Source organism: Undibacterium sp. 14-3-2 (genome assembly GCF_016595265.1).
GTDB lineage: Bacteria > Pseudomonadota > Gammaproteobacteria > Burkholderiales > Burkholderiaceae_D > Undibacterium > Undibacterium aquatile.
This window is the reverse complement of record NZ_JAENGS010000001.1, coordinates 192,161-217,465: the sequence shown is the minus strand read 5'-3', so window position 1 is coordinate 217,465 and position 25,305 is coordinate 192,161. Positions and strand designations below refer to the sequence as shown.

Annotated in this window: 20 protein-coding genes; 7 read left to right on the top strand and 13 right to left on the bottom strand. The window is 51.9% G+C overall.

Annotated features, from left to right (window positions below; translation table 11 throughout):
- Positions 1 to 8: 8 nt before the first annotated feature.
- The 3 genes from Undi14_RS00925 to Undi14_RS00915 form a co-directional block, all read right to left on the bottom strand.
- Positions 9 to 2,354: a DEAD/DEAH box helicase gene (locus Undi14_RS00925; RefSeq protein ID WP_200177568.1), complete on the bottom strand. Its 2,346-nt coding sequence runs from the start codon at positions 2,352 to 2,354 to the stop codon at positions 9 to 11.
- A 233-nt stretch (positions 2,355 to 2,587) separates the two neighbouring features.
- Positions 2,588 to 3,316, bottom strand: a complete 729-nt coding sequence (locus Undi14_RS00920; RefSeq protein ID WP_370589884.1) for a substrate-binding periplasmic protein — start codon at positions 3,314 to 3,316, stop codon at positions 2,588 to 2,590.
- A gap of 108 nt (positions 3,317 to 3,424) precedes the next feature.
- Positions 3,425 to 4,261, bottom strand: a complete 837-nt coding sequence (locus tag Undi14_RS00915) for a 1-aminocyclopropane-1-carboxylate deaminase/D-cysteine desulfhydrase (protein WP_200177566.1) — start codon at positions 4,259 to 4,261, stop codon at positions 3,425 to 3,427.
- A 112-nt stretch (positions 4,262 to 4,373) separates the two neighbouring features.
- Between Undi14_RS00915 and Undi14_RS00910 the strand changes: the two genes are divergently transcribed.
- From Undi14_RS00910 to Undi14_RS00900, 3 genes are all read left to right on the top strand, one after another.
- Positions 4,374 to 5,195, top strand: a complete 822-nt coding sequence (locus Undi14_RS00910) for a GGDEF domain-containing protein (protein WP_200177565.1) — start codon at positions 4,374 to 4,376, stop codon at positions 5,193 to 5,195.
- Positions 5,196 to 5,549: 354 nt separating this feature from the next.
- Positions 5,550 to 6,053, top strand: a complete 504-nt coding sequence (locus Undi14_RS00905; protein ID WP_200177564.1) for a type II CAAX prenyl endopeptidase Rce1 family protein — start codon at positions 5,550 to 5,552, stop codon at positions 6,051 to 6,053.
- A 256-nt stretch (positions 6,054 to 6,309) separates the two neighbouring features.
- On the top strand, positions 6,310 to 8,238 hold the full coding sequence (locus tag Undi14_RS00900) for a CocE/NonD family hydrolase (protein ID WP_234030353.1): 1,929 nt from the start codon (positions 6,310 to 6,312) through the stop codon (positions 8,236 to 8,238).
- Positions 8,239 to 8,418: 180 nt separating this feature from the next.
- Here the strand turns inward: Undi14_RS00900 and Undi14_RS00895 are convergent, their stop codons facing one another.
- The 5 genes from Undi14_RS00895 to Undi14_RS00875 all read right to left on the bottom strand — a co-directional run bounded on the left by Undi14_RS00895 (position 8,419) and on the right by Undi14_RS00875 (position 14,756).
- Positions 8,419 to 9,285 carry a DMT family transporter gene (locus Undi14_RS00895; RefSeq protein WP_200177563.1) on the bottom strand — a complete coding sequence of 289 codons (867 nt, stop codon included), beginning with the start codon at positions 9,283 to 9,285 and terminating at the stop codon, positions 8,419 to 8,421.
- Between the two features lie 126 nt (positions 9,286 to 9,411).
- On the bottom strand, positions 9,412 to 10,167 hold the full coding sequence (locus Undi14_RS00890; protein ID WP_200177562.1) for a LytTR family DNA-binding domain-containing protein: 756 nt from the start codon (positions 10,165 to 10,167) through the stop codon (positions 9,412 to 9,414).
- Positions 10,164 to 11,567: a sensor histidine kinase gene (locus Undi14_RS00885; RefSeq protein WP_200177561.1), complete on the bottom strand. Its 1,404-nt coding sequence runs from the start codon at positions 11,565 to 11,567 to the stop codon at positions 10,164 to 10,166. Before Undi14_RS00885 ends, Undi14_RS00890 begins: the two co-directional genes overlap by 4 nt.
- Positions 11,568 to 11,680: 113 nt before the next feature.
- Entirely contained in the window at positions 11,681 to 12,103 is a 423-nt protein-coding gene (locus tag Undi14_RS00880; protein ID WP_186896038.1) for an ANTAR domain-containing response regulator, read from the bottom strand.
- 151 nt (positions 12,104 to 12,254) lie between these two features.
- On the bottom strand, positions 12,255 to 14,756 hold the full coding sequence (locus tag Undi14_RS00875) for a prolyl oligopeptidase family serine peptidase (RefSeq protein WP_234030352.1): 2,502 nt from the start codon (positions 14,754 to 14,756) through the stop codon (positions 12,255 to 12,257).
- A gap of 344 nt (positions 14,757 to 15,100) precedes the next feature.
- Here Undi14_RS00875 and Undi14_RS00870 point away from each other — a divergent pair, with 344 nt between their 5' ends.
- Positions 15,101 to 16,639 carry a peptide MFS transporter gene (locus Undi14_RS00870; protein ID WP_200177560.1) on the top strand — a complete coding sequence of 513 codons (1,539 nt, stop codon included), beginning with the start codon at positions 15,101 to 15,103 and terminating at the stop codon, positions 16,637 to 16,639.
- 95 nt (positions 16,640 to 16,734) lie between these two features.
- Here the strand turns inward: Undi14_RS00870 and Undi14_RS00865 are convergent, their stop codons facing one another.
- The 4 genes from Undi14_RS00865 to Undi14_RS00850 all read right to left on the bottom strand — a co-directional run bounded on the left by Undi14_RS00865 (position 16,735) and on the right by Undi14_RS00850 (position 21,108).
- Positions 16,735 to 17,913 (bottom strand): acetyl-CoA C-acetyltransferase, encoded by a 1,179-nt coding sequence (locus Undi14_RS00865; RefSeq protein WP_200177559.1) that lies wholly within the window; start codon positions 17,911 to 17,913, stop codon positions 16,735 to 16,737.
- A gap of 209 nt (positions 17,914 to 18,122) precedes the next feature.
- Entirely contained in the window at positions 18,123 to 18,683 is a 561-nt protein-coding gene (locus tag Undi14_RS00860) for a phasin family protein (protein WP_200177558.1), read from the bottom strand.
- Between the two features lie 206 nt (positions 18,684 to 18,889).
- Positions 18,890 to 19,393, bottom strand: coding sequence for a methylated-DNA--[protein]-cysteine S-methyltransferase (locus tag Undi14_RS00855; protein WP_200177557.1), 504 nt, complete (start codon positions 19,391 to 19,393; stop codon positions 18,890 to 18,892).
- Positions 19,394 to 19,395: 2 nt separating this feature from the next.
- The gene (locus Undi14_RS00850) at positions 19,396 to 21,108 is read right to left on the bottom strand and encodes an AlkA N-terminal domain-containing protein (protein ID WP_370589855.1); all 1,713 of its coding nucleotides are present in this window, start codon (positions 21,106 to 21,108) and stop codon (positions 19,396 to 19,398) included.
- A 67-nt stretch (positions 21,109 to 21,175) separates the two neighbouring features.
- Between Undi14_RS00850 and Undi14_RS00845 the strand changes: the two genes are divergently transcribed.
- The 3 genes from Undi14_RS00845 (at position 21,176) to Undi14_RS00835 (ending at position 24,793) form a co-directional block, all read left to right on the top strand.
- Entirely contained in the window at positions 21,176 to 22,387 is a 1,212-nt protein-coding gene (locus tag Undi14_RS00845; protein WP_200177556.1) for an MFS transporter, read from the top strand.
- Positions 22,384 to 22,527 carry a hypothetical protein gene (locus tag Undi14_RS00840; RefSeq protein WP_200178260.1) on the top strand — a complete coding sequence of 48 codons (144 nt, stop codon included), beginning with the start codon at positions 22,384 to 22,386 and terminating at the stop codon, positions 22,525 to 22,527. Before Undi14_RS00845 ends, Undi14_RS00840 begins: the two co-directional genes overlap by 4 nt.
- 124 nt (positions 22,528 to 22,651) lie before the next feature.
- A complete protein-coding gene (locus Undi14_RS00835; RefSeq protein ID WP_200177555.1) occupies positions 22,652 to 24,793 on the top strand; it encodes a M3 family metallopeptidase in 2,142 nt (713 codons plus the stop codon).
- 90 nt (positions 24,794 to 24,883) lie between these two features.
- Here the strand turns inward: Undi14_RS00835 and Undi14_RS00830 are convergent, their stop codons facing one another.
- Entirely contained in the window at positions 24,884 to 25,231 is a 348-nt protein-coding gene (locus Undi14_RS00830; RefSeq protein WP_200177554.1) for an energy transducer TonB, read from the bottom strand.
- Between the last annotated feature and the right edge of the window lie 74 nt (positions 25,232 to 25,305).

The window sequence follows — 25,305 nt, the reverse complement described above, 5'->3', positions numbered from 1 at the left end:
TGACAGTCTTATTTAGCTGACTTACGACGCGTGGTGCCACTGTCTTTATCGAACTTGGATGGACGGCGTTCGCCTGGTTTCGCGGATTTAGAACCCGGTTTGCCATGCGCTTTTTCAGCAACGCGACGATCGCCGCCGCCACGTTTCGGGCCGGATGGAAAATCCGCCGCAATGCCGCCGCTTGATGAGCCAACTGCGCTGATCCGTATTTGTTTACCGGCAACCCAGACATCCTTGAGTTGCTGCAATAATTCCTTCGGCATCCCATCCGGCAGATCGAGTGTGCTGTGATCGTCGAAAATAGCAATGCGACCGATGTATTTCGCTTCCAGCCCCGCTTCGTTGGCAATCGCACCGACGATATTCGCTGGCGTGACAGCATCCGCCTTGCCGACTTCGATACGATAAGTCTGCATAGGAATGCTGACTTTTTCCTTGTCTTTTTTCGATTTAGCCGGACGTGGCTCGTCGTCTTCTTTGCTAGTGAAAGCACGATCGACCACCTGATTCAAACGGCTGCCGGGTGCGCTGTCAACGATACGCGGTGCGCGCTCAGCACGCGGTTCGTCACGAGTTTCAGCACGTGCAGGGCGCGCGGCAGGTGCAGCGGCGACACCCGCTTTTTCGGCACTGATACGCAAAGACTGACCAGCTACCCGTACCGATTTCAGATGATCAAGCATATCTGCTGGCAAATTATCAGGCAGATCGAGGATAGTGTAATCGTCGTAAATATCAATGCGGCCGATGAATTTCGATTCAATATTGGCTTCGTTCGCAATCGCACCAACGATATTACCGGGCTTTACACCATGCTCATGGCCAACCGCGATGCGGTAGGTTTGCATGCCAGGTTCGGCAACGCGCGGGCTATGTTCGCGACGTGCACCACGGTCTTCGCGCTCAAATCTGTCGCCACGGTCGCCGCGCTCGCCACGTTCACCACGATCACGATGAGGACGTTCACCGCGATCGCTGCGTGCTGGGCGTTCATCGCGCCAGCTATCATCGTTTTTAACTTCACGACGATTTTTATCGAGCAGCAATGGTTCATCACCGCGCGCCATTTTCGCCAATGCGGCTGCGATTTCGATGGCAGGAATATTGTGTTCCTGTTCGTAAGCTTCGATCAACGATGTGAATTCTTGCAAGCCGTCCTGCGCCAATGTCGCAGTGATCTGATCTTTGAAGCGGGCAATACGGACATCGTTCACGGTCTGTATCGTTGGCAATTCGAGTGGCGATACCGGCTGGCGGGTCGCACGTTCTATCGCTTTCAGCAGATTTTTCTCACGCGGTGTGATGAACAATATCGCTTCACCGCTGCGACCAGCGCGGCCAGTACGACCAATACGGTGCGTATAGCTTTCAGGGTCATACGGCACGTCGTAGTTGATCACGTGGCTGATACGCTCAACGTCCAGACCACGTGCGGCCACATCGGTCGCCACCAGAATATCGATCTTGCCGTCTTTCAGTTGCTGGATCGTGCGTTCACGTTGCTGCTGATTGATATCGCCATTGATCGCGGCCACAGAAAAGCCTCTGGCATCAAGCTTGGCGGCGAGTTCTTCGGTACCGAGTTTGGTACGTGCAAAGATGATCATGCCGTCAAAGGTTTCTGCTTCGAGAATACGGGTCAAAGCATCCAGTTTATGCATGCCGGATACCAGCCAGTAACGCTGGCGGATATTGTCGGCCGTGCCGGTTTTAGCCGCAATCGTGACTTCGGCAGGCTTGTTCAGATATGTCTGGGCAATGCGTTTGATGGCCGATGGCATCGTTGCCGAAAATAAGGCGGTCTGACGATTTTCCGGTGTTTCCTGCAGAATGCGTTCCACGTCATCAATAAAGCCCATACGCAGCATTTCATCGGCTTCATCAAGCACCAGCGTTTTGAGCGCAGATAAATCGAGTGAGCCTTTGTCGAGGTGATCAATCACGCGACCAGGCGTACCGACAACCACGTGCACACCACGGCGCAGTGCCGACAATTGCGGGCCATAGCTTTGCCCGCCGTAAATCGGCAACACGTGAAAACCGGGAATATGCCGCGCATAGGTCTGGAATGCTTCGGCAACCTGAATCGCCAGCTCGCGGGTCGGTGCCAGCACCAGTGCTTGCGGCGTGGTCTGACGAATATCGATACGCGACAGAATAGGCAAGGCAAATGAGGCCGTTTTACCGGTGCCCGTTTGCGCCTGACCGAGGACGTCGCGGTTATCCATCAGGTAAGGGATGGTCGCCGCCTGAATAGGTGACGGGGTTTCGTAGCCGACATCTTGCAAGGCGCGCAGCAAAGGCGCACTCAGTTGCAGATCGGAAAAAGAGATGGGGGAAGTAGATTCAGACATGCGATGCTCGCTTATTTCACTCATATCGCAGGATGCGACTAGATTTGGGGCGTAGTTTACCCTGTTGTCATCGTCTCAGGGAGAAACCACGGGGAATTTTGCACAATTTTTAAGCAAAGCGAAGATAAAAAGCTAAGCACTGATGACAGGCATGCAATGCCTCTGTTCTTTTCGGCAATGTCAGACCAGTTAGTGAGCGGTTTGGCAGTCCGCTTGCTGATCTGACAGATCGCTTATTTCTCAGACAAACCGTATTTGCGCATCAACCTGTCTTGTGTGCCGTTCTCTTGCAAGCGATGCACTATCCGATTGATCTGCTCTATCTTCCACGGCGATTTCAACGACAAAGCACATTGGGTATACACGACTGAAAATGGGGTTTTCGACACGCTGTACAAAGCATGCTTGTCGGGAAATTTTTTGAAATAACCGGCAATTTCAGACTCCGAGGTAATCAGTGCATCGGCACCACCCAGCGCGAGTAAACGAAACATACTCGGCACATCGGTCATGTCAACGCGGGTTGTCCGGCCAGCAGCCAGATCCGGTGCAATAGCAGGATAGTGATAACCAATCTGCGTCGCGATTTTTTTTCCCTGTAAATCGTCAGGAAACTCATTTGGCACGACCGTTTCCTTGCGGACCACCACACGTTCTGTCTGCGGCAGATTTGGAATAGTCCATGCAAAATCAGTCGGCTGATCCACCCATTGCGGGCTGTGATAACAGACCAGATCAGCTTCACCGCTGACGACAGCAGGCTCAATCCGGCGACGGGAATATGGCAGATAAACCGGCTTCGCATCCAACCCTCTGGCGATCGCATCGGTGTAATCTTTCAACAGGCCACCGACCAGTTGATGCCGTTGATCAAAAATGATCAGCGGATCACTCAGGGTCTCGAAACCCGCAATTTTGAGTTGATCCTGTGCCTGCACTTGCGACGCGACACTCAGAGTCACTGCCAAACATGTCATCTGAAAAACACAACGGCCATGGTTTGCTGCCGCTGGTAGTACTTTTTTTGTTACGACTCGTGTCACTGCATCTGCTTTCTGTATGTTCTGATCTCACGGTGTTTTCCCGTAGCCACGCAAGCCTTGCAAGCCACCGGTATGCACCGCCACCACCTTACTTTCCTGAGCGATTTGCCCGCTCAGCCACAACTGGCGCAGGGCAAACAACATTTTTCCGGTGTACACCGGCTCCAGCAATATCCCGGTATCTTCGAAAAAATTCTCGCAAAACGCGCTGAGCTCCGCGCTGACTTTAGCGTATCCACCGTGATGGAAGGTAGTTAACAATTGATAATTCTGATGTGTGGGGTAGCCCGCCGCCGTCAATAAGCGGGCAACTTCGGCATGCAGATAATCCGCATTTTTGAATGCCGCCACCCCGATCACCCTACCCTGTCCACGCAATCCGGCCAGCACGCCCGCCATCGTTGCGCCTGTGCCGCAAGCCATTACCATCAGATCCGGCGTAAATTCCAACTCGCTGACGAGCTCGGCAACACCATGTAATGCGGTCGCCGCACTGCCGCCTTCGGGCAGCCAGACATGCTGCGCGCTGCTATCAGGCAGATGCTGGCGCCAGGCCTCAGTATCGTCCCGCAAAGCGCGATACGCCTCGCGCGAAACAAAGCGAATTTGCATTCCCAGCGCGCGGCAATCGTCCAGCATCGCACTGTTCATGCCTTCCGCAGCGCGCACCAGCGCCGTCGCCGGAAACCCGGCGATCGCAGCAGCATGTGCCAGTGCATGCAAATGATTCGACCATAAACCACCCATGCTGACCAGATGCACCGGTTGACCCGCCAGTGCCTGCAAAGGATATTTCAGCTTACGGAATTTATTGCCCGATACCTGCGGATGCAGCAGATCATCGCGCTTGATCCACAAATTCATGTGCGGAAACAAGCTGCTGCGTATTGGTTGGCAAGGAGAAAATGGAGCAGAAAACACAATATTGTTTTTATTGCCTGATGGTAAAGTATTATATTGTCAGGACTGACGTAAAATGATTTCAGCCAGATGTGGTGATGAAGGCATACGCATAGTAAAACGCCAGCCCCAAGCCCTATTGTATCGCCCGTTGCCAGCATCCGGGATGACTTATGTCACGGCGAACATCCGGCGCACTGGCCGCACTGAATTATTCAATGAAGTTGGAGAGTACATGCCTGCAGACGGAGATCAGCCACTGGTGAACGCCAGACAACAGCTGACACAGTTAATCAAACAAATTAAAGAAAACGGCAAGCAAGACAATCTGCTGCCCACGCTGCAAACCGTATTGACTCAGTTAGAAAGTCTGACCAAGCACGACCAGCTGACCGGCGCACTCAACCGCCGTACTTTGCTGAGCATGCTGGAAAGTGAATTAGCGCGCTCATATCGTACCGGCCACACTTTTTCATTTGCCGTCATCAGTGTCGATCATCTCGAAAAAATTCTGGAGCAACACGGGCAAGCCGTTGCCCGTCAGGTCTTGCAAATGGTCGCCAAAGAAGCGCTGGACATGCTGCGCACACTTGATTCTTTCGGTCGCGTTGCCGCCAATGAATTTGCGATTGTGATGCCAACCACCTGGCTGGATCAAAGCCTGAAAGCCATCGCCCGCCTCAAAAAACGCGTCGCGGGCTGCGACTGGAATACCGTCGCCCCCGGCTTACAAGTGACGTTTTCAACCGGCCTGACAACCAACGCCATCAAAGACACCGCAGACATCATGCTGGCGCGCGCCACCTCGGCCTTGCAGACCGCCAAAGCCAAAGGCAGCGACAGCATAGCGGAAGCCGAATTACCGCTGCCGGAATACAACCCGGAAGACGATGAGTAACCAGAACAGGCTTGTCTGAATATAGGCAGACGAGATCCCTGATCAGTTTGGGTTCACAGGTTTTAGTACGTTCTGTGCGACTGCGCCACTATGTATAAGCATGACCAAGCCACACTCAGCAGCTTCTGTCTTCATTAAGACCGCAGTAGTTGATGGCGGCGCCAGAAGCGCCATTCAGGAAACTCAAGGTGTGACATGAAATTCCTGGATTAAAAGCGGATTTAGTGACGGTTTTAATAGTAATAAATAAACAATACAAATCCCCAGCATCGCTGGTCGATATGAATAAGTAAAAAAATTGGTTTGTGAAACTAGGTAATATTAATCAGCATTGCGCATTCAGGAACCTAAATCATGAAGGCTATTCCAGTCGTATTGAAAATTCTCCAAGCGATCAAAAACGTTGATGCTCGTAGCCATTTGCTTTACTTGAGTTTGATGTGTTGCATACTTTTATTGCAGAATTTCACGATCTCTTCAATATTGGCACCAGCATTGAACCAGAGGGATAATAGTCAAGCAGTTTTTGACGATTTTTCTATACCACTTCTCTTGCCAATTTTTCTCTCTCCATTGTTTGAGACCCTGATTTTTCAAGCAGCTGCTATTTGGGTACTGCAATTGTTTGAGATCAAAGAAATGAAAATCATCCTGTTTTCAGGACTAATCTTTGGCTTAGTACATTTCATGGGATCGCATTATTTGATCGTTGTTTTTTCTGCGATTTTTGCAGGAGTGCTTTTTTCAGGTATGTATTTATATCGATTAAAAAGAAATGGTTTTTTCTGGGCTGTAGCTGATGTAACTTTCGTTCATGCTATTAACAATACCGTTATTTTCATCGATACTTTTCAATGAAATTTCACGTCTCATCAAGTTATAACAATGACGAGGCTTTAATTGCCTATCGCGGAAGTCGAATTACCGCTGCCGGAATACAACCCGGAAAACGATGAATAAGCCTGTTTTCTGAAACTCAAATCATTTGGAAACATTTCCCAACAGTTCACGGAACTTCTGACAAATATCGCGTACTAAATCTGTACCAGCTGTGTGGTGTTTCCAACGCAGTTGCACTTACCTTGTTCATGCCTCAGCTCATTCAAAATCATCCATGAAACTCACTCCCCTGCTGGCCAGTTTGCTGGCCGCTTTTGTATTGACCGGTGCGGCATTGCCGGTATCCGCTGCGCAGCAAGTTGCTGTCAATCAGGAAGCGCGCGTCGATCCTATGAAGCAGCGTGCCGACTATATTCGCGAGCATTACAGTAAATTTGAATACCGGATTCCGGCGCGCGATGGTAAGGCTTTGTTCACGTCGGTGTTTGTTCCTAACGATGCGAGTGCGAAAAAGACGTATCCGATACTGCTGGTGCGCACGCCGTATTCTGTCGCTCCGTATGGCGCGGACAATTACAAAACCAATCTGGGGCCAACAGCAGAGTATGAAAAAGAGGGTTTCATTTTTGTGTTTCAGGATGTGCGCGGCACGAATATGTCGGAGGGTGAATTCGTCAATATGCGCCCGCATCTGGATGTGAAAAAAACGTCGGCGGATATTGATGAAAGCAGCGATACCTATGACAGCATAGACTGGCTGATCAAACACCTGCCGCACAATAACGGCAAGGTCGGTCAGTGGGGCATTTCATATCCGGGCTTTTACACTTCGGCTGGCGCGATTGATTCCCATCCAGCGCTGAAGGCGGTTTCGCCGCAGGCGCCGATTGCGGATTGGTTCCGTGGCGACGACATGCACAGAAACGGCGCGTTTAATCTGCAGATGGCCTTCGGCTTCTTTAACAGCTTTGGTCAGCCGCGCCCGCAGCCAACCGATAAGCGCAACTGGAAAGAATTCAATTACGGCACGCCTGACGGTTATCAGTTTTTTCTGGAACTCGGTTCGGTTGCGAATGCAAACGACAAATATTTTAAAAACGGCATTCCGTTCTGGAATGAGATCGTCGCCCATCCGGATTACGATCAGTTCTGGCAAAGCCGCAATCTGCTGCCGCATCTGAAAAACATTAAAGCCGCCGTGCTGACGGTTGGCGGCTGGTATGACACCGAAGATTTATACGGCCCGCTGCAAACCTATCGCGCGATAGAAAAACAAAATCCGGGCATACAAAATACGCTGGTGATCGGTCCGTGGACGCACGGCGGCTGGACGCGTGGCGACGGCGATAAAGTCGGCGATGCGACTTTCGGTTTCAAGACGGTGCACAATTATCAGCCAGTCGAGTTTGCGTTCTTCAAACACCATCTGAAAGGCGGCGAGAATCCTGCGTTGCCGGAAGCCTGGATGTTTGAAACCGGTGCGAATCGCTGGCGTGGTTTTGATGCCTGGCCGCCAAAAGAAAGCAAAGAACAGGCTTTGTATTTCCATGCGAACGGCAAACTGAGTTTCACAGCGCCAGCGGCAAACGACAGCGGCTTTGATGAATACATCAGCGATCCAGCCAAGCCAGTGCCGTATACAACTGAGATTCTGAACGGCTGGAGCAAGCAATATATCGCTGCCGATCAGCGTTTTGCCAGCCGCCGCCCGGATGTGCTGACCTGGCAAACCGAGGTGCTGGATAAAGATGTGACGCTGGCGGGGCCGCTGAATGCCGACTTATTTGTCAGCGTCACTGGCACCGATGCCGATTTTGTAGTCAAACTGATCGACGTGTCGCCAGCCGATGCGAAAGACGGGCCAATCCTTCGCGGTAATCAGCAAACGTTGGTACGCGGCGAACCCTTCCGCGCGCGCTTCCGCGATGGCTTTGAAACGCCGAAGGCCTTCACACCAAATGCAGTGACGAAGGTGGCATTCAATATCAACGATGTGCTGCATACGTTTCAGCGCGGCCACCGCATCATGGTGCAGGTGCAGTCGAGCTGGTTCCCGTTTATTGACCGCAATCCGCAAACCTTTGTGCCGAATATTTACGCGGCCAAAGACAGCGATTTTGTTAAGGCCACGCATCGCGTTTATCACAGCAGCAATCAGGCGAGTGCGCTGCGGGTGAAGGTCTTGCCTGCGCTGGGTGAGTGATACAGGCAGCGACACTGAGCGAAATCTTCAGCAATACACGTAGCAATAAAAAAAGCCCGGAATTTCCGGGCTTTTTTACGTTTTCGGGGGAGTATGTGTCAAAAAATGCTGATTGTCCTTATAAACAAAGGGCTTTAAAACATACTCCCCCCAGTATATTTTCGTGTTTTTGCGGCGTTTTCAGGCATTTTTGGGAGCAAACACCACCAGCCAGGTCGCCAGCACCACGCCTGCGCAGCCGATCAATGTGCTCATGGTGATTGCTTCGTGCAAAAATAAATGTCCCCACAATAAGGCAAACAAGGGAATCAGAAACGTCACCGTCAGCGCTTTGGTTGGCCCCACATCCGTCATCAGGCGGAAGTAAATCAGATAGGCGACTGCGCTGCATAACAGCGCCAGCGCCGCGCCGAGCAACAGAATCTGACTGGTGATTTCGCCCTGCACTGGTACCATCGGCAGAAACGGCAGCAACACAAATGCGGCTCCGATTTGCGAGCCGGTCGCCATTTGCATGGAATTCATCGCGCCGGATACTTTTTTGGAATAGATGCCCGCCAGCGCATAACAGATCGTCGCACCGACGCAAGCCAGCACGCCCAGCAACAAATCACTGGTGAAAGCGACCGGCCCCAGACGCACAAGAAAGCCGACGCCGACCACGCCGCACAACATGCCCAGCATTTTGCGGCCAGTGAAACGTTCACTCAGAAAAATCGCCCCCATCACCGCACCCCATAAGGGGCTGGTGGCATTTACGATCGCAGAATAACCGGCGGGCATGCGCATCGCGGCAAACGAATACAAGACAAAAGGCAACGCTGAATTCACCAGACCCAGCACCAGATATTGCCGCCAGTGACGCCGGATATCAACGGGCTTTTGCGTTGCCAGCATCAATAAAGTTAAGGCAAGCCCCGCCAATCCGACGCGGATTTCTGCGGTCCATAAGGCACCCAGGACGGGTGCCAGCACCCGCATGAACAGAAACGAAGCGCCCCAGATCGCAGCCAGCGATAAAAGGCGAAGAAGATCAACACTGCGCATGCGGTTTTCCGTATCGATGAAAAACGCCCAGCTTAACAAATTAGCGTGATCGCCGCTGGCTATTTCCGGTCATCACATGCCGACGCGGTGCCAGCGTTCATCGTCGAACCGGCATTTAATCGGTGTCTACATCGGCTTAAAGCGCCACGCATAGGCCTGACTGACTTTGAGTTTTTCCGGGCTGCCATGCAGCTCGACCAGATAACGCCCCATGTCGTCGCGCTGCGCGCGCGCAATCGCATCGGCGCGCACCACCGTGCCGCGATGGATCTGCCAGAAGATATCGGGGTCGAGTCCTTCCATCAATTCTTTCAGCGGCTTGCGCACATGTGCTTCGTCATGCCCGCACACCACTCGGGTATATTTTTCATCGGAACTGAAAAACAGAATTTTTTCTATCGGGAACATCTTGATCGTATCGCCGACGCTGGCACTGATCCAGCGTATGCGCTCGGTCGCATTGCCACGGATGCGCTTGTCGAGTTCCGACATCAGCTGGCTCAGATCGGGTGCCGCCTGTTTGCTGGCAAGACGTGCTTTCAGACGCGCAATTGCTTCCGCCAAACGCGCCTGCGCCACTGGCTTCAACAGATAATCGATCGCACCGGCGGCAAACGCATCGAGTGCATGGTTATCGTAAGCGGTGGTGAACACCGCATGACAACGCCCTTTGACCGCATTTGCGACATCCAATCCCGACATGCCGGGCATGCGAATATCCAGAAAAGCGATGTCTGGCTGGTGGGTGTAAATCGCATCGAGCGCATCAGCGCCATGCTCGCACTCGGCGATAATCTGCAGTTCCGGCCACAACTCATTGAGCATGCGGCGTAATTCTTTACGTGGTAAATCTTCATCTTCAGCGATGATGGCAGTGATCATGCAGCCTCCGTCTGTTTTTCTAAAGGAATCGTGATGATGGCAGCAACTCCGCCCTCGGGACGGGCTTTCAACAGCAGGCTGGCGCGTTCGCCGTACATCGCCGCCAGCCGCTGATGGATATTCGCCAAGCCAATGCCAGAGCCACTGTTGTGACCGCCGAACCCAACGCCATCATCTTCGACGCGCATTTCCAGCATGCGCGGCTCTGGAGTTTCTTGCGTTTCTTGCGTTTTTTGTGCTTCGATGACACGCACTGTCACGGCGATGTGCGCCGCGCCAACCTTCGGTTCTATGCCGTGTTTGATTGCGTTCTCGACTAAAGAAATCAGCATCAACGGCGGCACTGCGGCGTCAGCAATCTGTGACTCGACACTGAAACTCAGGCGCGGAATGCGGGCTTGCATCAGGCTCAGATACGCATGCACGGCGTCAAGTTGTTTGCTTAAACGCGACTGCACCGAGCCGCCGTCATCGCGCATCTGTGGTATGGTCGCGCGCAGATAATCGACCAGATGATCGACGATCGCGACCGCCCGCACTGGCTCCGTGTTGATGGCTGAACGCACACCGGCCAGCGTGTTGAACAGAAAGTGTGGTTCCACCTGCGCAGCCAATACCGACAAGCGTAATTCGGTTTCTCTTTGCATCGCCTGCGCCTGTTCTGATGCGCGCTTACTCTGTGCGACTTTTAACATATTGCGCTGGCGAGAAAACAGCCAGAGATCGTAACCACCGCTGAGGTAAATACAGACGGAAGACAATACCAAACCGATATAAAAGCCTTTCCAGAAATCCGCGCCTGACATATCAGGAGAATGTGGTGCGCGGTTTTGTTTGCCTTCCTGAAAGCCCTGCTCAAATCCGGCTTTGAATTCAGATAACCAGTTTCCGGCAGGCGTGGCCGCGGTTGTTTTTGCGAAATCCGGCGAACCAGAATAATGCAATTTCAGCGCGGCCAGCATCGGTGCCTCGTAATGCAATAATTGCTGTGTCGCCTGCCTCGCTGCAAAAAATAGCAACAGACTGCACAATAATCCTGCACATAAGACCGTGATCAGACTAGGCCATTCTTTTTTTTCCGCATAGCCGCGTTGTCGCACCCAGACCGCCAGCGCAGCACCACCAAGATGCATCGCGGTACCGGCAAGAGACAGCGGTATCCAGACGACAAAGAAGGTACGCCAGTCGGCACCGCGCGCAGCATCGATCAGAAAAATCAACAGCAGCGCGGGAATCAGCGTACCCATCCAGGCGCGTGCGCGATAGCGATACCAGGTGCGGGAAAACACCGGATAATTGCGCGCACGGGTCAGCCAGGATTCGCTTCTGGCTGAAACTTCCGGTGGCAATATTTCTTCATTTACCGATGGCGGCATATCGATTGCAGGTGTGGCTGACATGATCTTCCCTTTCACAGACGAAGGCAGTCTACGCGGACGTCATCGCATTGGGTGAGCATGCGACGAATGCAGATCAGGGCGGATAAAACAGGTGTCGTACCGGATGAAACGATTCAGGCGGATTCAGCGCCACCGTTGCTGGCGGCTTCTGCATTCGCACGCTGTTGTTTGGCGATGCGCAGGATGGTGTTGCGGATGGAAGTCAGAACCGCGACGGAGTTGAAAGGTTTAACGATAAAACCATGCACACCGCGCTGCTGCGCATCCTGAATCAACCCGGCGTTAATTCCGGAAGACACCAGAAACAGCAGCGACTTCGGCAGTTCAGTGCGTAGCTGGGTGATGATGGCCCATCCAGCTTCATTTGTTTCGCCAAGATCGATGCAAACAATTTGCGGTCTGAGCCGGATCACGCGTGCAAGGCTGGCTGGCGCGAGGTTCGCGTCAGCAATCACTTCATGGCCGCCGTTATTGAGTACGGAAGTCAGTAAATTGCGGGCAATCGCATTCGCGTCCAGAATAACGGCTTTGAGCATAGAAAACCTGACAAGATAAAAGCAATTTGCATCTTAATGCAAAACTTTAATGTAAAACATTAAGTAAGAGGAAAAAGGCGGAAAAAGCCACATCCGGCGATGCGGGTGCCGTGTAATCCAGGCATCGTCAGGCACCCTCATTGGCAGATATTCAGTCCTTCTCTCCGGCTTCGCCTTTCGCATTTTTTACATAGGTTTCCAGCCAGCGATCCTGTTCCCACAACATGTGCAGCACAGATTCCCGCGCGCGGTAGCTGTGACTCTCATTCGGCAACATCACCAGACGCGTGACCGCGCCCAGACCTTGCAACGCCTGATACATGCGTTCACTTTGGATAGGGAAAGTGCCGGGGTTGTTGTCTTGTTCACCGTGAATAAAGAGTATCGGGTCTTTGATCTGATTGGCGAAATTAAACGGTGACATTTCCTGATACGTCTTGCGCGCCTGCCAGAAATTGCGCTCTTCTGACTGAAAGCCAAACGGCGTCAGCGTGCGATTGTAGGCACCGGAACGGGCAATACCGGCGCGGAACAAACGCGTGTGCGTCAGCAGATTCGCGGTCATGAACGCGCCATAGCTGTGACCACCGATCGCGATGCGGTTGCGGTCTGCAACACCGAGTCGCACGACTTCATCGATCGCGGCTTCGGCACTCATTTTCAACTGTTCAAGGTAAGTGTCGTTCGGCTCTTTCTTGCCTTCACCGATAATCGGCATGGTCGGACCATCCAGCACGGTGTAACCACGCGCCAGCATGACTTGCGGGCCGTTATAGGAAATCCGGTTGAATTTATACGGCGAACCATTCACCTGACCTGCCGCCTCGGCCGTCTTAAATTCACGCGGATACGCCCACATAATCATGGGGCGCGGACCATCGCGTTTCGGGTCATAGCCTGGCGGTAAATACAGGGTTGCGGTCAGATCAACGCCATCTTCGCGTTCATAGCGCAGTTGCTGCTTTTTAACTCCTTTGAATTGTGGCAAAGGATGCGGAAACTGGGTCAGCGCCCGCGCAGCCTCATTGTGCGCCAGATCGCGAACAAAATAATTAGGGCGTTCCTCGTTCGATTCGCGGCTGGTGACGATACTGGTACCTTTATCGTTCAACAAACCAAGCACTTCTTCGTAATACGGCGCCTGCGAGCGGAACATGCGCACCGCTTGCTTGCTGGTCAGATCAAACCGATCCAGAAACGGGCGATCTCCATCCGGGCTGGCACCATTGCCGGTCATGAAAATCGACTTGCCATCCGGTGCCACGCGCAGCACCGCGCGGCCGTACTGATTTTGCGTCATCACGGGCTGCCCCGGATGGGCATACTGGTCTTCTGATTTACGGGCAAACAACAGTTCCGGTTTGCTGTCGGCGACGCCGGGACGAATACGCCAGATGCGGGTGTCACGGGTTTTCCACCAGCTTTCTGTCACCAGCGCCAGCCCGTCATTGCCCCATTGAACATTATTGAAGCGCCACGCCAGATCCATCAATTTTTGTGGCGGCGCATCAAACGGTGCTGCCTGTTGCATCAAAACATCATGTACTTTGACGGGCGCTTCAGGATCGCCACCGGCCTGTGCTTCTAACCAATACAAGGTGGCGGGTTTATCGTTGCGCCAGGCAAAGTCACGCGGCCCAGCCTGTACCGCGTCATTCCCGGTGGGCAAGCGCTCACGCATAGGACGTTCTGCGATGGTTTTCACTTTCTTGCCATTCTCATCCCACAATTCGATCAGTTGCGGAAAACGATCCACGGGCAGCATCGTTGAATAAGGGCGGCGTAATTGTGTGGTCAGAATCAGATTACCATCGGGCGAAGCCTGTGCTTTGGTCAGTGTCATGACTGGGCCGATACGACGCACGTCGCCGCTGATGCTGACAAACGCCAGTTGCGTCTGTAACTGCCAATCCAGCATATCAGCGTCCGCTGCTGTTTTCAGCATGTCCGGATAAGTGCGGTTTTGCGTCAGCTTGCCGCCTTTGCTTTCCAGCATATTTGGCCCCAACGGCTTTTGCGTCAGATTCGGTGAGGGTTTCGGACGTGCGGGCAACAAGCGCACCAGCAATTGCTCAGAACCATTACTCCAGGCGAATCCGGCACTGGCGACGGCGTTTAACTTTTCGTCCATCAGTCTTTGCGCATGGGATTTCTTCACGTCCAGCAACCACAGTTCCACGCCGTCATCGGTCCAGCGACTGAAGGCCAGCCATTTTTCATCCGGCGACCACAGTGTTTCAGCAATCCGCGGCTTCGCTGGTAAACCGCTGACTTCGCGAATTTTTCCGCTTGCCACGTCCAGCAAGCTCAGGCTATTACCAAAATCAAAATGACTGGCAGCATGAGTACGTGGATTAATACGCAAACCAGCCAGTTTGAGTTCTGGCTGCGCGACTTCGGCAATACTCGGCAAACCCGGCAAGCTGACCAGCAATGCTGTTTTACGCTGCGGCCCGAGTTTAAACACCGGTCCACGCGGTGCATCGACGATTGCCTGCAATTCTGCCGGCGGCAAACGATAACTGCCTTCCGCGGTAGCGGCAGGAGGCACTGCGCTTGAGGTGGCAAATGCCGGGATGTGGATGCCGGACAACAGTGTCACCGCGCCTGCGATGATCACCGTGGAAGGAAGTCGGGAAGAAAAAAACATCATTCGTATATTCACTATGTTAAAAAGCCGCACCAAAACGAGCGGCATCGCCTGCATTTTTATTAGAAATGTGCATCAGGATCGCACAAAATGGCGTGCTGGCAAACCCGCCATTCTCAGAACCACGTCCCGGATGTCTCCCGGATGGTGTCGCAAAGGCTTATCCACACTCATTCGCCTACGGTGGCACAACATTTGCTGCGACGCACAATATGTCTTTCTATATGAGTTTTTCATCGTGGTAAGCTACGCGCCGAATTGATTCAATTCAAATCATTCTTGCCTCAGGCTTGAAAATTTATTTGCTGGCGAATCATCATCCAATTAAACCAACAACGGAGAGCAATTTGAACAAAATTCAAAATCCAGGGGTGAACACTATCCTGGGACACCCCGATAGCTTATTTGTTTTGTTTTTCACAGAAATGTGGGAACGATTTTCTTATTATGGCATGCGCGCATTGCTGGTCTTGTTTCTGGTCACAGAAACGGCCAAAGGCGGCTGGGGCTGGACCCGCGCAGATGCCGCCAATCTGTATGGCTGGTACACCGGTCTCGTATATCTGACGCCAATCATCGGCGGCTATATTGCCGATAAATTCCTCGGCAGCCGTCGTGCTGTCGTACTCGGCGGTTTTATCATCGCAGCTGGTCATGCGTCATTGCTGTTTGATACGCCAACCATGTTCTACGTCGGTCTGTCACTGATCGTCGCAGGTACCGGGATGTTCAAACCGAATATTTCTGCGATTGTCGGTCAGTTGTATACCAAAGATAACGAACACCTGCGCGATTCCGGCTATACCCTGTTTTATATGGGCGTGAATTCCGGCGCGTTTTTCGGTATTTTGCTGTGCGGTTATATCGGTGAAAAAATCTCCTGGTCTTATGGTTTTGGACTCGCCGGTATATTTATGCTGTTAGGCGCAATCCAGTTTTATCTGGGACAAGGCATTTTCGGCAACATCGGTTTATCGAAAGACCAGAGAGCGGCGACCAATACTGTTGAAGTCGTCGTCGAAGAACCAGCGGCCAACATCGTCGCTGACCGCATTAAAGCAATTGCAGTTTTCTCTTTCTTCACGATTTTCTTCTGGTTCGCATTTGAACAGGCCGGTGGTTCAATGACGATCTTCGCAGCCGATTACACCGACCGTAATCTGGTAGGGACAGCAGGTACTACCTTTAAAATTATCAACAGCCTGATGACGGTGATTCCAACCATGATTCTCAGCTGGCTGCTGGTGAAGCTGTTCGCAGGGACAGCAAAGCAGTATCTGGTATCCAATCTGTTGTTGGTCATCTGTCTGGGTACGATCTGGGCCTTAGTGCTGTGGATGCTGCAGCGTGAATTTGCATTGGATCAGTCCAGCGTTCCAGCGACCTGGTTTGGTGTGCTGAACTCGTTTTTCCTGGTGATTCTGGCACCGATGTTTTCCAAAATGTGGGACAAATACTGGGATCCTAGCGGCCCGGTTAAATTCGGTACGGGTCTGGTTCTGCTTGGCATCGGGTTTGCGGCACTGGCTTATGGTTCATCTACTATCCCTGCCGGTGCGAAGACAGCGTCTATCAGTATGGTTTATCTGATTCTCGCGTATTTCTTTCATACGATGGGTGAGCTCTGCCTGTCGCCAGTCGGCTTGTCATACATCAGTAAGCTCGCACCTCCGCGTCTGCTCGGTCTGATGTTCGGTTTGTGGTTCCTGAATACAGCAATCGCCAATAAACTGGCTGGTCTGACTGGTAGTTATATTGACGAAATTTCGAACACGTATTCGATGTCGACTTTCTTCCTGATCTTCACCATCATTCCTATTTCTGCTGGCATTGTTCTGATGCTGATGAACAAATGGATGGCAAAGAAAATGCACGGTATTCACTAATCAAGAGTATCCGGCCCAACAAAAATCCCCGCCAAAAGCGGGGATTTTTTTTTACTATTTCCGACAAATTCCGTTGGAATTCTGCTTCAGACTTGTTATGAGCGTTCGATTGCCAGCGCAACGCCCATACCACCACCGATACACAAACTCGCCAGACCTTTTTTTGCGTCACGACGTATCATTTCGTGAATCAGGCTGACCAGAATACGGCAACCAGAAGCACCAATAGGGTGACCAATCGCAATCGCGCCGCCATTCACGTTGATCTTGCTGGTGTCCCAGCCCATTTCCTTATTCACGCCTATGGCCTGCGCCGCGAACGCCTCGTTGATTTCCATTAAATCCAGATCAGCATGAGTCCAGCCCGCTTTTTTCAAGCAGAGCTGTGCTGCAGGCACCGGCCCCATACCCATGATGGATGGGTCTACGCCTGCCGACGAATACGCTTTGATCCGCGCCAGCACTGGTAATCCCAGCTCTTCCGCTTTCTTTGCCGACATCATGATCACTGCGGCAGCGCCATCGTTGAGACCGGAAGCATTGCCAGCCGTGACGGTGCCATTTTTGTCGAAGGCCGGGCGCAATGCTGACAAGGATTCCATGGTGGCGCCATGTTTGATGAATTCGTCGGTATCAAAGACGACCGTGCCTTTTTTCGACACGATTTCTACCGGAATGATTTCATCTTTGAACTTACCGGCTTTTTGTGCCGCTTCTGCTTTGTTTTGTGAGGCAAGTGCAAATACGTCCTGCTCTTCACGGCTGATACCGTATTTCTTAGCGACGTTTTCGGCGGTAATGCCCATATGGTATTGGTTGTACACATCCCATAAACCATCCACGATCATGGTATCGACCAGTTTAGTGTCACCCATACGGAAGCCATCGCGCGAGCCATTCAGCACATGTGGCGAAGCGCTCATATTTTCCTGACCGCCAGCGATGATAATGTCGGCGTCACCGACTTTAATAGCCTGCGCCGCCAGATGCGTTGCTTTCAAACCGCTGCCACAGACTTTATTGATCGTCATCGCTGGTACCATCACAGGCAAACCCGCTTTGATGACGGCCTGGCGCGCAGCATTCTGCCCGACACCGGCCGTCAACACCTGACCGAGCAAGACTTCGTTGATCTGGTCGCCGCTCAGACCCGTTTTGGCGAGCAAGCCTTTAATCACAATCGCACCCAATTCGGCGGCTGGGATTTTAGCCAGGGAACCACCAAATTTACCTACCGCTGTACGACCAGCAGCAACAATGACGACGTCTTGCATGTTGAATCTCCTGTTATAAAAAAAGATGTGTCAGACAAAAATGCATATTCTGTCTGATACGGTAACGGTCAGATTACACCAGCTTGCCTGTTGATGTTCATCCTGCTGAAATTTTGAGCAAAAAAAAGCTCCCGATTGAAGGGAGCTTTTTGGTTCAGGCGAAGTTCATATCGAACTTGTTCTTGCTTTACTTAAGTAACTTAAGTTACTTATTTTTTCTTTGGTGTCGCTTTTTCAGCAGCTTGTGTGAACTGTTGTGTTGCTTTTGCCAGATTTTCTTCCAGCGTTTCTACCGCTTGCTTGGTCGTTTTGGACAATTGCTCGTAACCGGCGTTGATGTTACCAACCACAGATTTCAACGCTGTTACTGCTTGTTCGGAACCAGCTGGTGCATTTTTTGTGACTTCATCGATCAGGGAAATCACTTTAGTATTTGTTTCAGCGATATGCGCTTCCACTGCTTTTGTGAACTCTTGCTGAGTAGCGGTAGTGATGCTGGCCAGATGACGACCGTATGCCAGTGCTTTCTCTGCAGTTGGCTGCGCTTGAGCTGTCGTCAGAGTGAAAAATTCCTGAGGATCTTTTGCGCTCAACAGTTGTTTCGCAGCAGCAGTGCCTTCTTCGATACTGGCTTTGGCAGCATTCACGTTCAGGGCGAACAATTGCTCCAGACCTTCAAACGCTTTTTTGTTCAATGCAGTCAGGGAAGCAAACTGCGCTTCGAGGTTAGCTTTAGTTGCAGCAATAAATTGTTCTGGTGATGTAGACATGGCATTCTCCGTTAAAGGGGATTAATAATCGGCAGCGCCTTCCACAACTTCTTTAAATGGTGCACCGCAACAAGTTCAATTCTACACGGCATATTTCGTACGTCAAGCTTTTTTTGTGCATCGCAACAAAATGATGTAAATGATATCATTTTAAAAATACAAACCCTAATATCCATCAGGCTTTCCAGCCTATTCCGGGCTGAGACTCAGGTAAATAGCGGGGATTGATGCCGAGATTTATCTGCCTCAAATTGCAGCAAGGCCTGCTTATTTTTTAAGCCACCGGCATAGCCAGTCAACGCGCCATTCGTCGCGATCACCCGATGACAAGGAACAATAATCGACAAGGGATTGCGTCCGTTGGCTGCGCCAACCGCCCTAACTGCCGATAGTTTGTTGATGCTGCCGGCAAGAGCCCCGTAACTGCAAGTCTGCCCGAAAGGTATCTGCTGCAACGCCCGCCATACTCTTTGCTGAAATGGCGTGCCCGACGACATGTCGAGAGGAAGATCAAAATGCTGGCGCTGACCGGCAAAGTATTCTTGCAGTTGTTGTGTCGCCAGTTGTAATACCGGATGTTCCGGTGCGAGTTGCCATCCCTGTATGCCTTTGAAATGGCGGTGCTGTTCAAAGTAAACGCCGCTCAATCCCGTGTCACTCGCGGCCAGACAAAGCATGCCGAGCGGGCTGTTGAATTCTGTATATTTCATCGCTACACCTTATTTTTCTGTACTGCTTTGCTTGCCGCATTGTGCCCACTAAAGCTCTCCGTCGTGTTAAGCGACTGCCACAGCAACATGGCGGCATAGGCGCGCCACGGTGACCACGCTTGTGCCTGCAACAGCAACTGCTTTTCTGTCCAGCGCGTCTGTGCGGGCAACGCTACCTGTCCTGATAATTGTGCCGCCGCCTTTTGCAAACCGAGATCACCGGCAGGAAAAGCGTCGGGAAAACGCAGCGCACGCATTGCGATATATTGCGCCGTCCATTCACCGATACCGCGTACGCTTTTCATGTTGTCCAGCATCGTCGCCTGAGTGCTATCCGGCAAACGCTCAAAGCCGCCCGCCAGCGCGAAGCGTGCGACATTTTGCAAGGTCTGGGCGCGTGTTGCCGGAATCCCTATTCCCGCCAATTCATTGATGGGCAGCCCGATAATCGTTTCCGGTGTCGGAAAATGACGCGTAATCGGCGCCAACGGAGTTTCCACCGTATCACCAAAGCGCTGCACCAGACGACCGGCAACGGTCGTTGCACCCGCCACGCTGACCTGTTGCCCCAGCACCGCACGGATCGCCAGTTCAAAGCTGTCAAAAGCGCCCGGTACACGCAAACCCGGCGTTGCCTGAATCTGCGCTGCTAACAAGGCATCTTGTTGCAAGTGGCTTTGAATAAATGCGGGATTGGCTTCCAGATCAAATTGCTGCCGCACTCTCGCCAGCACCGGCATCAATACCGGCGTCAGTTGTGGCGCGAGTTGTAACAATAACTGGTTTTTCTGCGGTAAATGGCTGACTTTCAACCAGCCAGAGATCCCTTGTATGCGCACGCTGCGCACGTAGGCGGCCAGATCACCGTCCTGACCTTCCTGAATCACGGCTTCCAGCCCTGGCATCGCACGTCCGCGTAAATAGCTGATTACTGCATCCCACGCATACGGCGGACGATACGCCAGGCGCAACAAAATACCTTCGCCACGCCCATCTGCCGCGCGCCGCACCGAGCCGGGTGCCATCTGATAACGTTGCAAGAAAAGTGCGTTGAAACGCCGGACGCTGCCAAAACCAGTGGCAAACGCGATATCAGCCATCGGCAGACTAGTTTCCTGCAGCAGTTTTTTGGCGAATAGCAGACGCTGGGTTTGTGCGAGTTCGACCGGGCTGGCACCGAATTCCTGCAATAACACTCGCCTGAGCTGGCGTGATGACAAACCTATCTGTTGCGAGAAATCTTCGACATTCATTGCATTCAAAGCGCCGTCAGCAATCTTCTTCCAGATCGCATGGGCAAGATTCTGTTGTATCGCATACGGCGCCAGCTCGGGACGACAGCGCAGACAAGGACGATAGCCCGCCGCTTCCGCTGCAGCCGCTGTCGAAAAGAACTCGCAGGAACTTTCTCGCGGCGTTCTGACCGCGCAAACCGGGCGGCAATAAATACCTGTTGTTTTTACGCCAGTAAAAAAGACGCCGTCAAAGCGGCTGTCTTTTGCGGCGAGCGCACGATAGTACTGATGTGCCTCGCGCGTCAGTCTGCCTGAGTTGGTCTCAGGTTTATTCATCGTGATGTCGTTATCGGTCTGCATGTGCACTTTATACGCGTTGACCGGCACCAGATCTAGCCATTTCCGGACATGCGTATTGTTGCAGGAAGAGTGGCCGCGACCAACATCGCCACAGCCGTCATGGTAAAACCGGCAGGCCACATGATTTAGACGTTTCCACTACACTAGTGCGTTGATCTTATAAATATATGCGCAGAAAGCATAAGCCATGACCGTCAAGCAATCTCCTGATCTGAAAACCGTCCTCATCGCCAGCGGCTTTGTATTAACGCTTGCCATGGGCGTACGTCATGGCTTTGGCTTTTGGTTACAGCCGATTTCGCAAGCGCATGGCTGGACCCGCGAAACCTATTCGATGGCGATGGCAATCCAGAATTTGTTATGGGGCGTGTTCGGGCCATTCGCCGGTATGGCGGTCGATAAATTCGGCACCGCCCGCGTCGTGATCTTCGGCGCACTGATGTATGCGGCTGGCTTGCTGTGGATGGCAACGGTCAGTCATCCGCTGCTGTTTGTCATCGGTTCCGGTGTTTTATTAGGAGGGGCACTCGCCTGTACCGCTTTTGGTGCTGTCAGCAGCATAATCGGGCGCACTGCACCGGCGCATAAGCGTTCATGGGCATTTGGCATTTCATCCGCAGCGAGTTCGTTTGGTCAGTTTGTGATGATGCCGGTTGAGCAGCAACTCATTACTCACAGCGGCTGGCAAACCGCGTTTTATCTGCTGGCCGCCCTACTGGTAATCGTCATGTTGCCGATGGCATGGAAGCTGCGCGAGCCAGCGATTGATCATAGTCATGGCCCGCAGCAAAGCATCAAAGAAGCTATCCACGAAGCGTTCTCACATAAGCCTTTCTTGTTTTTAGTCGCAGGTTATTTTGTCTGCGGTTTTCAGGTAGTTTTCATCGGCGTGCATATGCCAGCCTATCTGAAGGACAAAGGCATACTCGACCCTAACGTGGCGGTGTCGGCGCTTGCCCTCATTGGCTTGTTCAATATTTTCGGTTCGTATTACGCCGGTAAGCTCGGCGGCATGTTCCAGAAACGTTACCTGCTGTCTTCTATCTACCTGTCCCGGACGATTGTGATCAGCCTGTTTCTGCTGGCACCACTGTCGTCCTACTCGGTGTATATTTTTGCCGCCGGTATGGGCTTGCTGTGGTTATCGACCGTACCGCTGACTAACGGCGTGATCGCCAGCATCTTTGGACTGAAATATCTTTCCATGTTGTCTGGCTTTGTATTTTTCTCGCATCAGGTCGGCAGTTTTATGGGCGTCTGGCTCGGTGGCTATATCTATACACTGATGGGCAATTACAACCTTGTCTGGGGCATTACGCTGGCACTCGGTATTTTCGCAGCACTGATTAATCTGCCGGTCAATGAAAGCCCGGTGTCACGTCAGACGGCGACGGCATGATGATCATGATGAAATTACGCCAGATATTGTTGAAACTGTCACTGATCCTGTTGCTGCTGCTCGTGCTGGCAGTAGCGTTTCTGGCTTATCTGCAGCCTGGTTTTGTGCTTGATCTGGCGAATCGCTTTGTGCTTTGTTGAATAAATGAGTATTCGGTTGATCTGATCGATTTAGATAATTTTAAGGAATTATTTTCTCAGCACGAAGTCTGATGTTATTCTTTTCAACTCCTATTTTTCAGATCTGATTCCCATGAACAAATCCATGCTCATGCTGCTGTGTTCTGCGCTGGCAATACAATCCAGCGTTGCCGCAGATACCTCCGTCACTTCAGCACCGACCAGCAAACCCCTTATGAATAAAGCGCTTGCAGCCAATCCTCTGTTGGCAGCCAGTACTCTGGCGTATGAATATCCAGCCTTCGATCAGATCAGAAACGAACACTATGCGCCAGCGTTTGCAGAAGGCATGCGTTTGCATCTGGCCGAAATCAATGCCATTGCCAACAACACCGCCAAACCAACTTTTGATAATACGGTTGTAGCGCTCGAACGCGCAGGGCAGTCGCTGAACCGCGTCAGCACAATCTTTTTCAATCAGATCGCTACTAACACCAACCCGACACTGGAATCACTGTCCACCGATCTGGCGCCAAAATTGTCCGCTCATCAGGACGTGATTCTGATGAATGCGAAACTGTTTAAACGCATCAACGCCATCATCAGCCAACGCGACAAACTGAAACTCGACGCCGAATCCAATCGCTTGCTGGATCGTTACTACACCGATTTCGTGCGTGCCGGTGCAAAATTATCAGACAGCGATAAAGCCAAACTCAAAGCGATCAATGCCCAACTGGCATCGTTAGGCACGAAATTCAGCCAGAATGTATTGAAAGAAACCAATGCATCCGCGGTGATCGTTGAACATAAAGAGCAGTTAAAAGGCTTGTCTGAAGGTGAAATCAACACCGCAGCCGCAGCGGCGAAAGCCAAAGGGCTGGATGGAAAATATCTGATTCCATTGATGAATACCTCTGGACAACCTTATCTGGCCAGCCTCGAAGACCGTTCCGTGCGTCAGCGTTTGCAGGAAGCCTCTGTCAATCGTGGCAGCCACGGCGGTGATTTCGATAACCGCGATACAGCTCTGCAATTAGCCCGCCTGCGCGCAGAACGTGCCCAATTGCTTGGCTATCCGAATTACGCCGCCTACGGCCTCGAAGATGAAACGGCGAAAACCACCACTGCCGTCAATAAAATGCTGAGCGAACTGGCACCGGCAGCAGTCGCCAATGCCAAAAATGAAGCCGCTGAATTACAAAAAATTATTGATGCCAACCATGGCGACTTTAAGCTGGCGGCATGGGACTGGGCCTACTACACCGAGCAATTACGTACCGCAAAATATGCGTTTGACGATACCCAGTTACGCCCGTATTTTGAACTCGACAGCGTATTACAAAATGGCGTGTTTTTTGCCGCGCATCAGTTGTACGGTATCAGCTTTAAAGAACGTAAAGATTTACCTGTCTATCACCCCAGCGTCAGAGTGTTTGAAGTATTCGATGCCGATGGTAAATCGATGGCATTGTTCATTGCCGATATGTACGCCCGTGACAGCAAACGCGGCGGCGCGTGGATGAACTCGTATGTCGAACAATCAACGCTGTTCAACAAAAAGCCTGTGATTGCGAATCACCTGAATGTTCCGCAGCCATCAAAAGGTGAACCCACCTTGCTGACCGCAGATGAGGTGAAAACGGCGTTCCATGAATTCGGCCATGCACTGCACGGTTTGTTCTCACAAGTACACTACCCACGCTTCTCCGGTACCAATGTACCGCGCGATTTTGTCGAATATCCTTCACAAGTCAACGAGATGTGGGCGACCTGGCCCGAAGTCCTGAAAAACTATGCCAAGCACTACAAAACAGGGGAAGTCATTCCTCAGGCGCTGGTCGACAAAATCACCGCCAGCAACAAGTTCAATCAAGGCTTTGCGACCACCGAGTATCTGGCGGCATCCTTGCTTGATCAGCGCTGGCATCAGCTGACACCGGCGCAAATACCAAGCGATGCAATTGCGTTTGAAAAAACCGCCTTGCAAGAAGCCGGCGTTGATTTTGCACCGGTACCGCCACGTTATCGCTCCACTTATTTCTCCCACATATTCGGCGGCGGCTACTCGGCTGGCTACTACGCTTATCTGTGGAGTGAAGTACTGGATGCAGATACCGTTGAATGGTTTAAAGAAAATGGCGGGCTGACACGGAAAAATGGCGATTGGTTCCGTCAGCAATTACTGTCGCGCGGCGGCAGTATCGATCCTATGGAGTCGTTCCGCAACTTCCGTGGGCGTGATCCAAAAATCGACCCATTACTGTTGCGTCGCGGCTTAAAATAAAACAAGCAACTGGCGAGACCTGCGGGTCTTGCCTGCGTATGAAAAAGGGGGAAGACATCGCGTCTTCCCCCTTTTTCATATATTGCTGACTTATTCCAGTTTCCAGACAAAATCGGTTTTCACCCAAGCCTGCTCGGCTTTGCCGTCTTTTGTGCCAGGCTTGAATTTGCATTGACTCAAAGCACCGATAGCCGCTTTATCCAAACTACGGGAACCGCTGGACTTCTCTACTTTCGATTCTACGACTTTACCGTCAGCAGAAATCAGAAATCCCATGGTCACCGTGCCGCTCTCTTCGTTCATCAAAGCAGCCTTTGGATACTTTGGTGGATCGCAGGATTTATTATCCATCACGGGCGCTGTTTCAGCAGCCATCACCGAAGAAGCAGCCACACACAACATGGCTGAGATAAGGAAAGAACGCGAAGATTTCATCATGGTATTTCTTTTCATTTCTGATCAATATAAAAATGTGGTGCTTATGTCTTAATGCTGCTAAACCTGCTGCTGAT

What these genes read in the sequence shown, in the direction of transcription:
- Undi14_RS00875 (WP_234030352.1), bottom strand. Translation starts at nt 14,756, where the DNA reads ATGATGTTTTTTTCTTCCCGACTTCCTTCCACGGTGATCATCGCAGGC.
- Undi14_RS00910 (WP_200177565.1), top strand. Translation starts at nt 4,374, where the DNA reads ATGATTTCAGCCAGATGTGGTGATGAAGGCATACGCATAGTAAAACGC.
- Undi14_RS00855 (WP_200177557.1), bottom strand. Translation starts at nt 19,393, where the DNA reads ATGAAATATACAGAATTCAACAGCCCGCTCGGCATGCTTTGTCTGGCC.
- Undi14_RS00860 (WP_200177558.1), bottom strand. Translation starts at nt 18,683, where the DNA reads ATGTCTACATCACCAGAACAATTTATTGCTGCAACTAAAGCTAACCTC.
- Undi14_RS00905 (WP_200177564.1), top strand. Translation starts at nt 5,550, where the DNA reads ATGAAGGCTATTCCAGTCGTATTGAAAATTCTCCAAGCGATCAAAAAC.
- Undi14_RS00900 (WP_234030353.1), top strand. Translation starts at nt 6,310, where the DNA reads ATGAAACTCACTCCCCTGCTGGCCAGTTTGCTGGCCGCTTTTGTATTG.
- Undi14_RS00890 (WP_200177562.1), bottom strand. Translation starts at nt 10,167, where the DNA reads ATGATCACTGCCATCATCGCTGAAGATGAAGATTTACCACGTAAAGAA.
- Undi14_RS00830 (WP_200177554.1), bottom strand. Translation starts at nt 25,231, where the DNA reads ATGATGAAATCTTCGCGTTCTTTCCTTATCTCAGCCATGTTGTGTGTG.
- Undi14_RS00880 (WP_186896038.1), bottom strand. Translation starts at nt 12,103, where the DNA reads ATGCTCAAAGCCGTTATTCTGGACGCGAATGCGATTGCCCGCAATTTA.
- Undi14_RS00885 (WP_200177561.1), bottom strand. Translation starts at nt 11,567, where the DNA reads ATGTCAGCCACACCTGCAATCGATATGCCGCCATCGGTAAATGAAGAA.
- Undi14_RS00895 (WP_200177563.1), bottom strand. Translation starts at nt 9,285, where the DNA reads ATGCGCAGTGTTGATCTTCTTCGCCTTTTATCGCTGGCTGCGATCTGG.
- Undi14_RS00840 (WP_200178260.1), top strand. Translation starts at nt 22,384, where the DNA reads ATGATGATCATGATGAAATTACGCCAGATATTGTTGAAACTGTCACTG.
- Undi14_RS00845 (WP_200177556.1), top strand. Translation starts at nt 21,176, where the DNA reads ATGACCGTCAAGCAATCTCCTGATCTGAAAACCGTCCTCATCGCCAGC.
- Undi14_RS00925 (WP_200177568.1), bottom strand. Translation starts at nt 2,354, where the DNA reads ATGTCTGAATCTACTTCCCCCATCTCTTTTTCCGATCTGCAACTGAGT.
- Undi14_RS00915 (WP_200177566.1), bottom strand. Translation starts at nt 4,261, where the DNA reads ATGAATTTGTGGATCAAGCGCGATGATCTGCTGCATCCGCAGGTATCG.
- Undi14_RS00865 (WP_200177559.1), bottom strand. Translation starts at nt 17,913, where the DNA reads ATGCAAGACGTCGTCATTGTTGCTGCTGGTCGTACAGCGGTAGGTAAA.
- Undi14_RS00835 (WP_200177555.1), top strand. Translation starts at nt 22,652, where the DNA reads ATGCTCATGCTGCTGTGTTCTGCGCTGGCAATACAATCCAGCGTTGCC.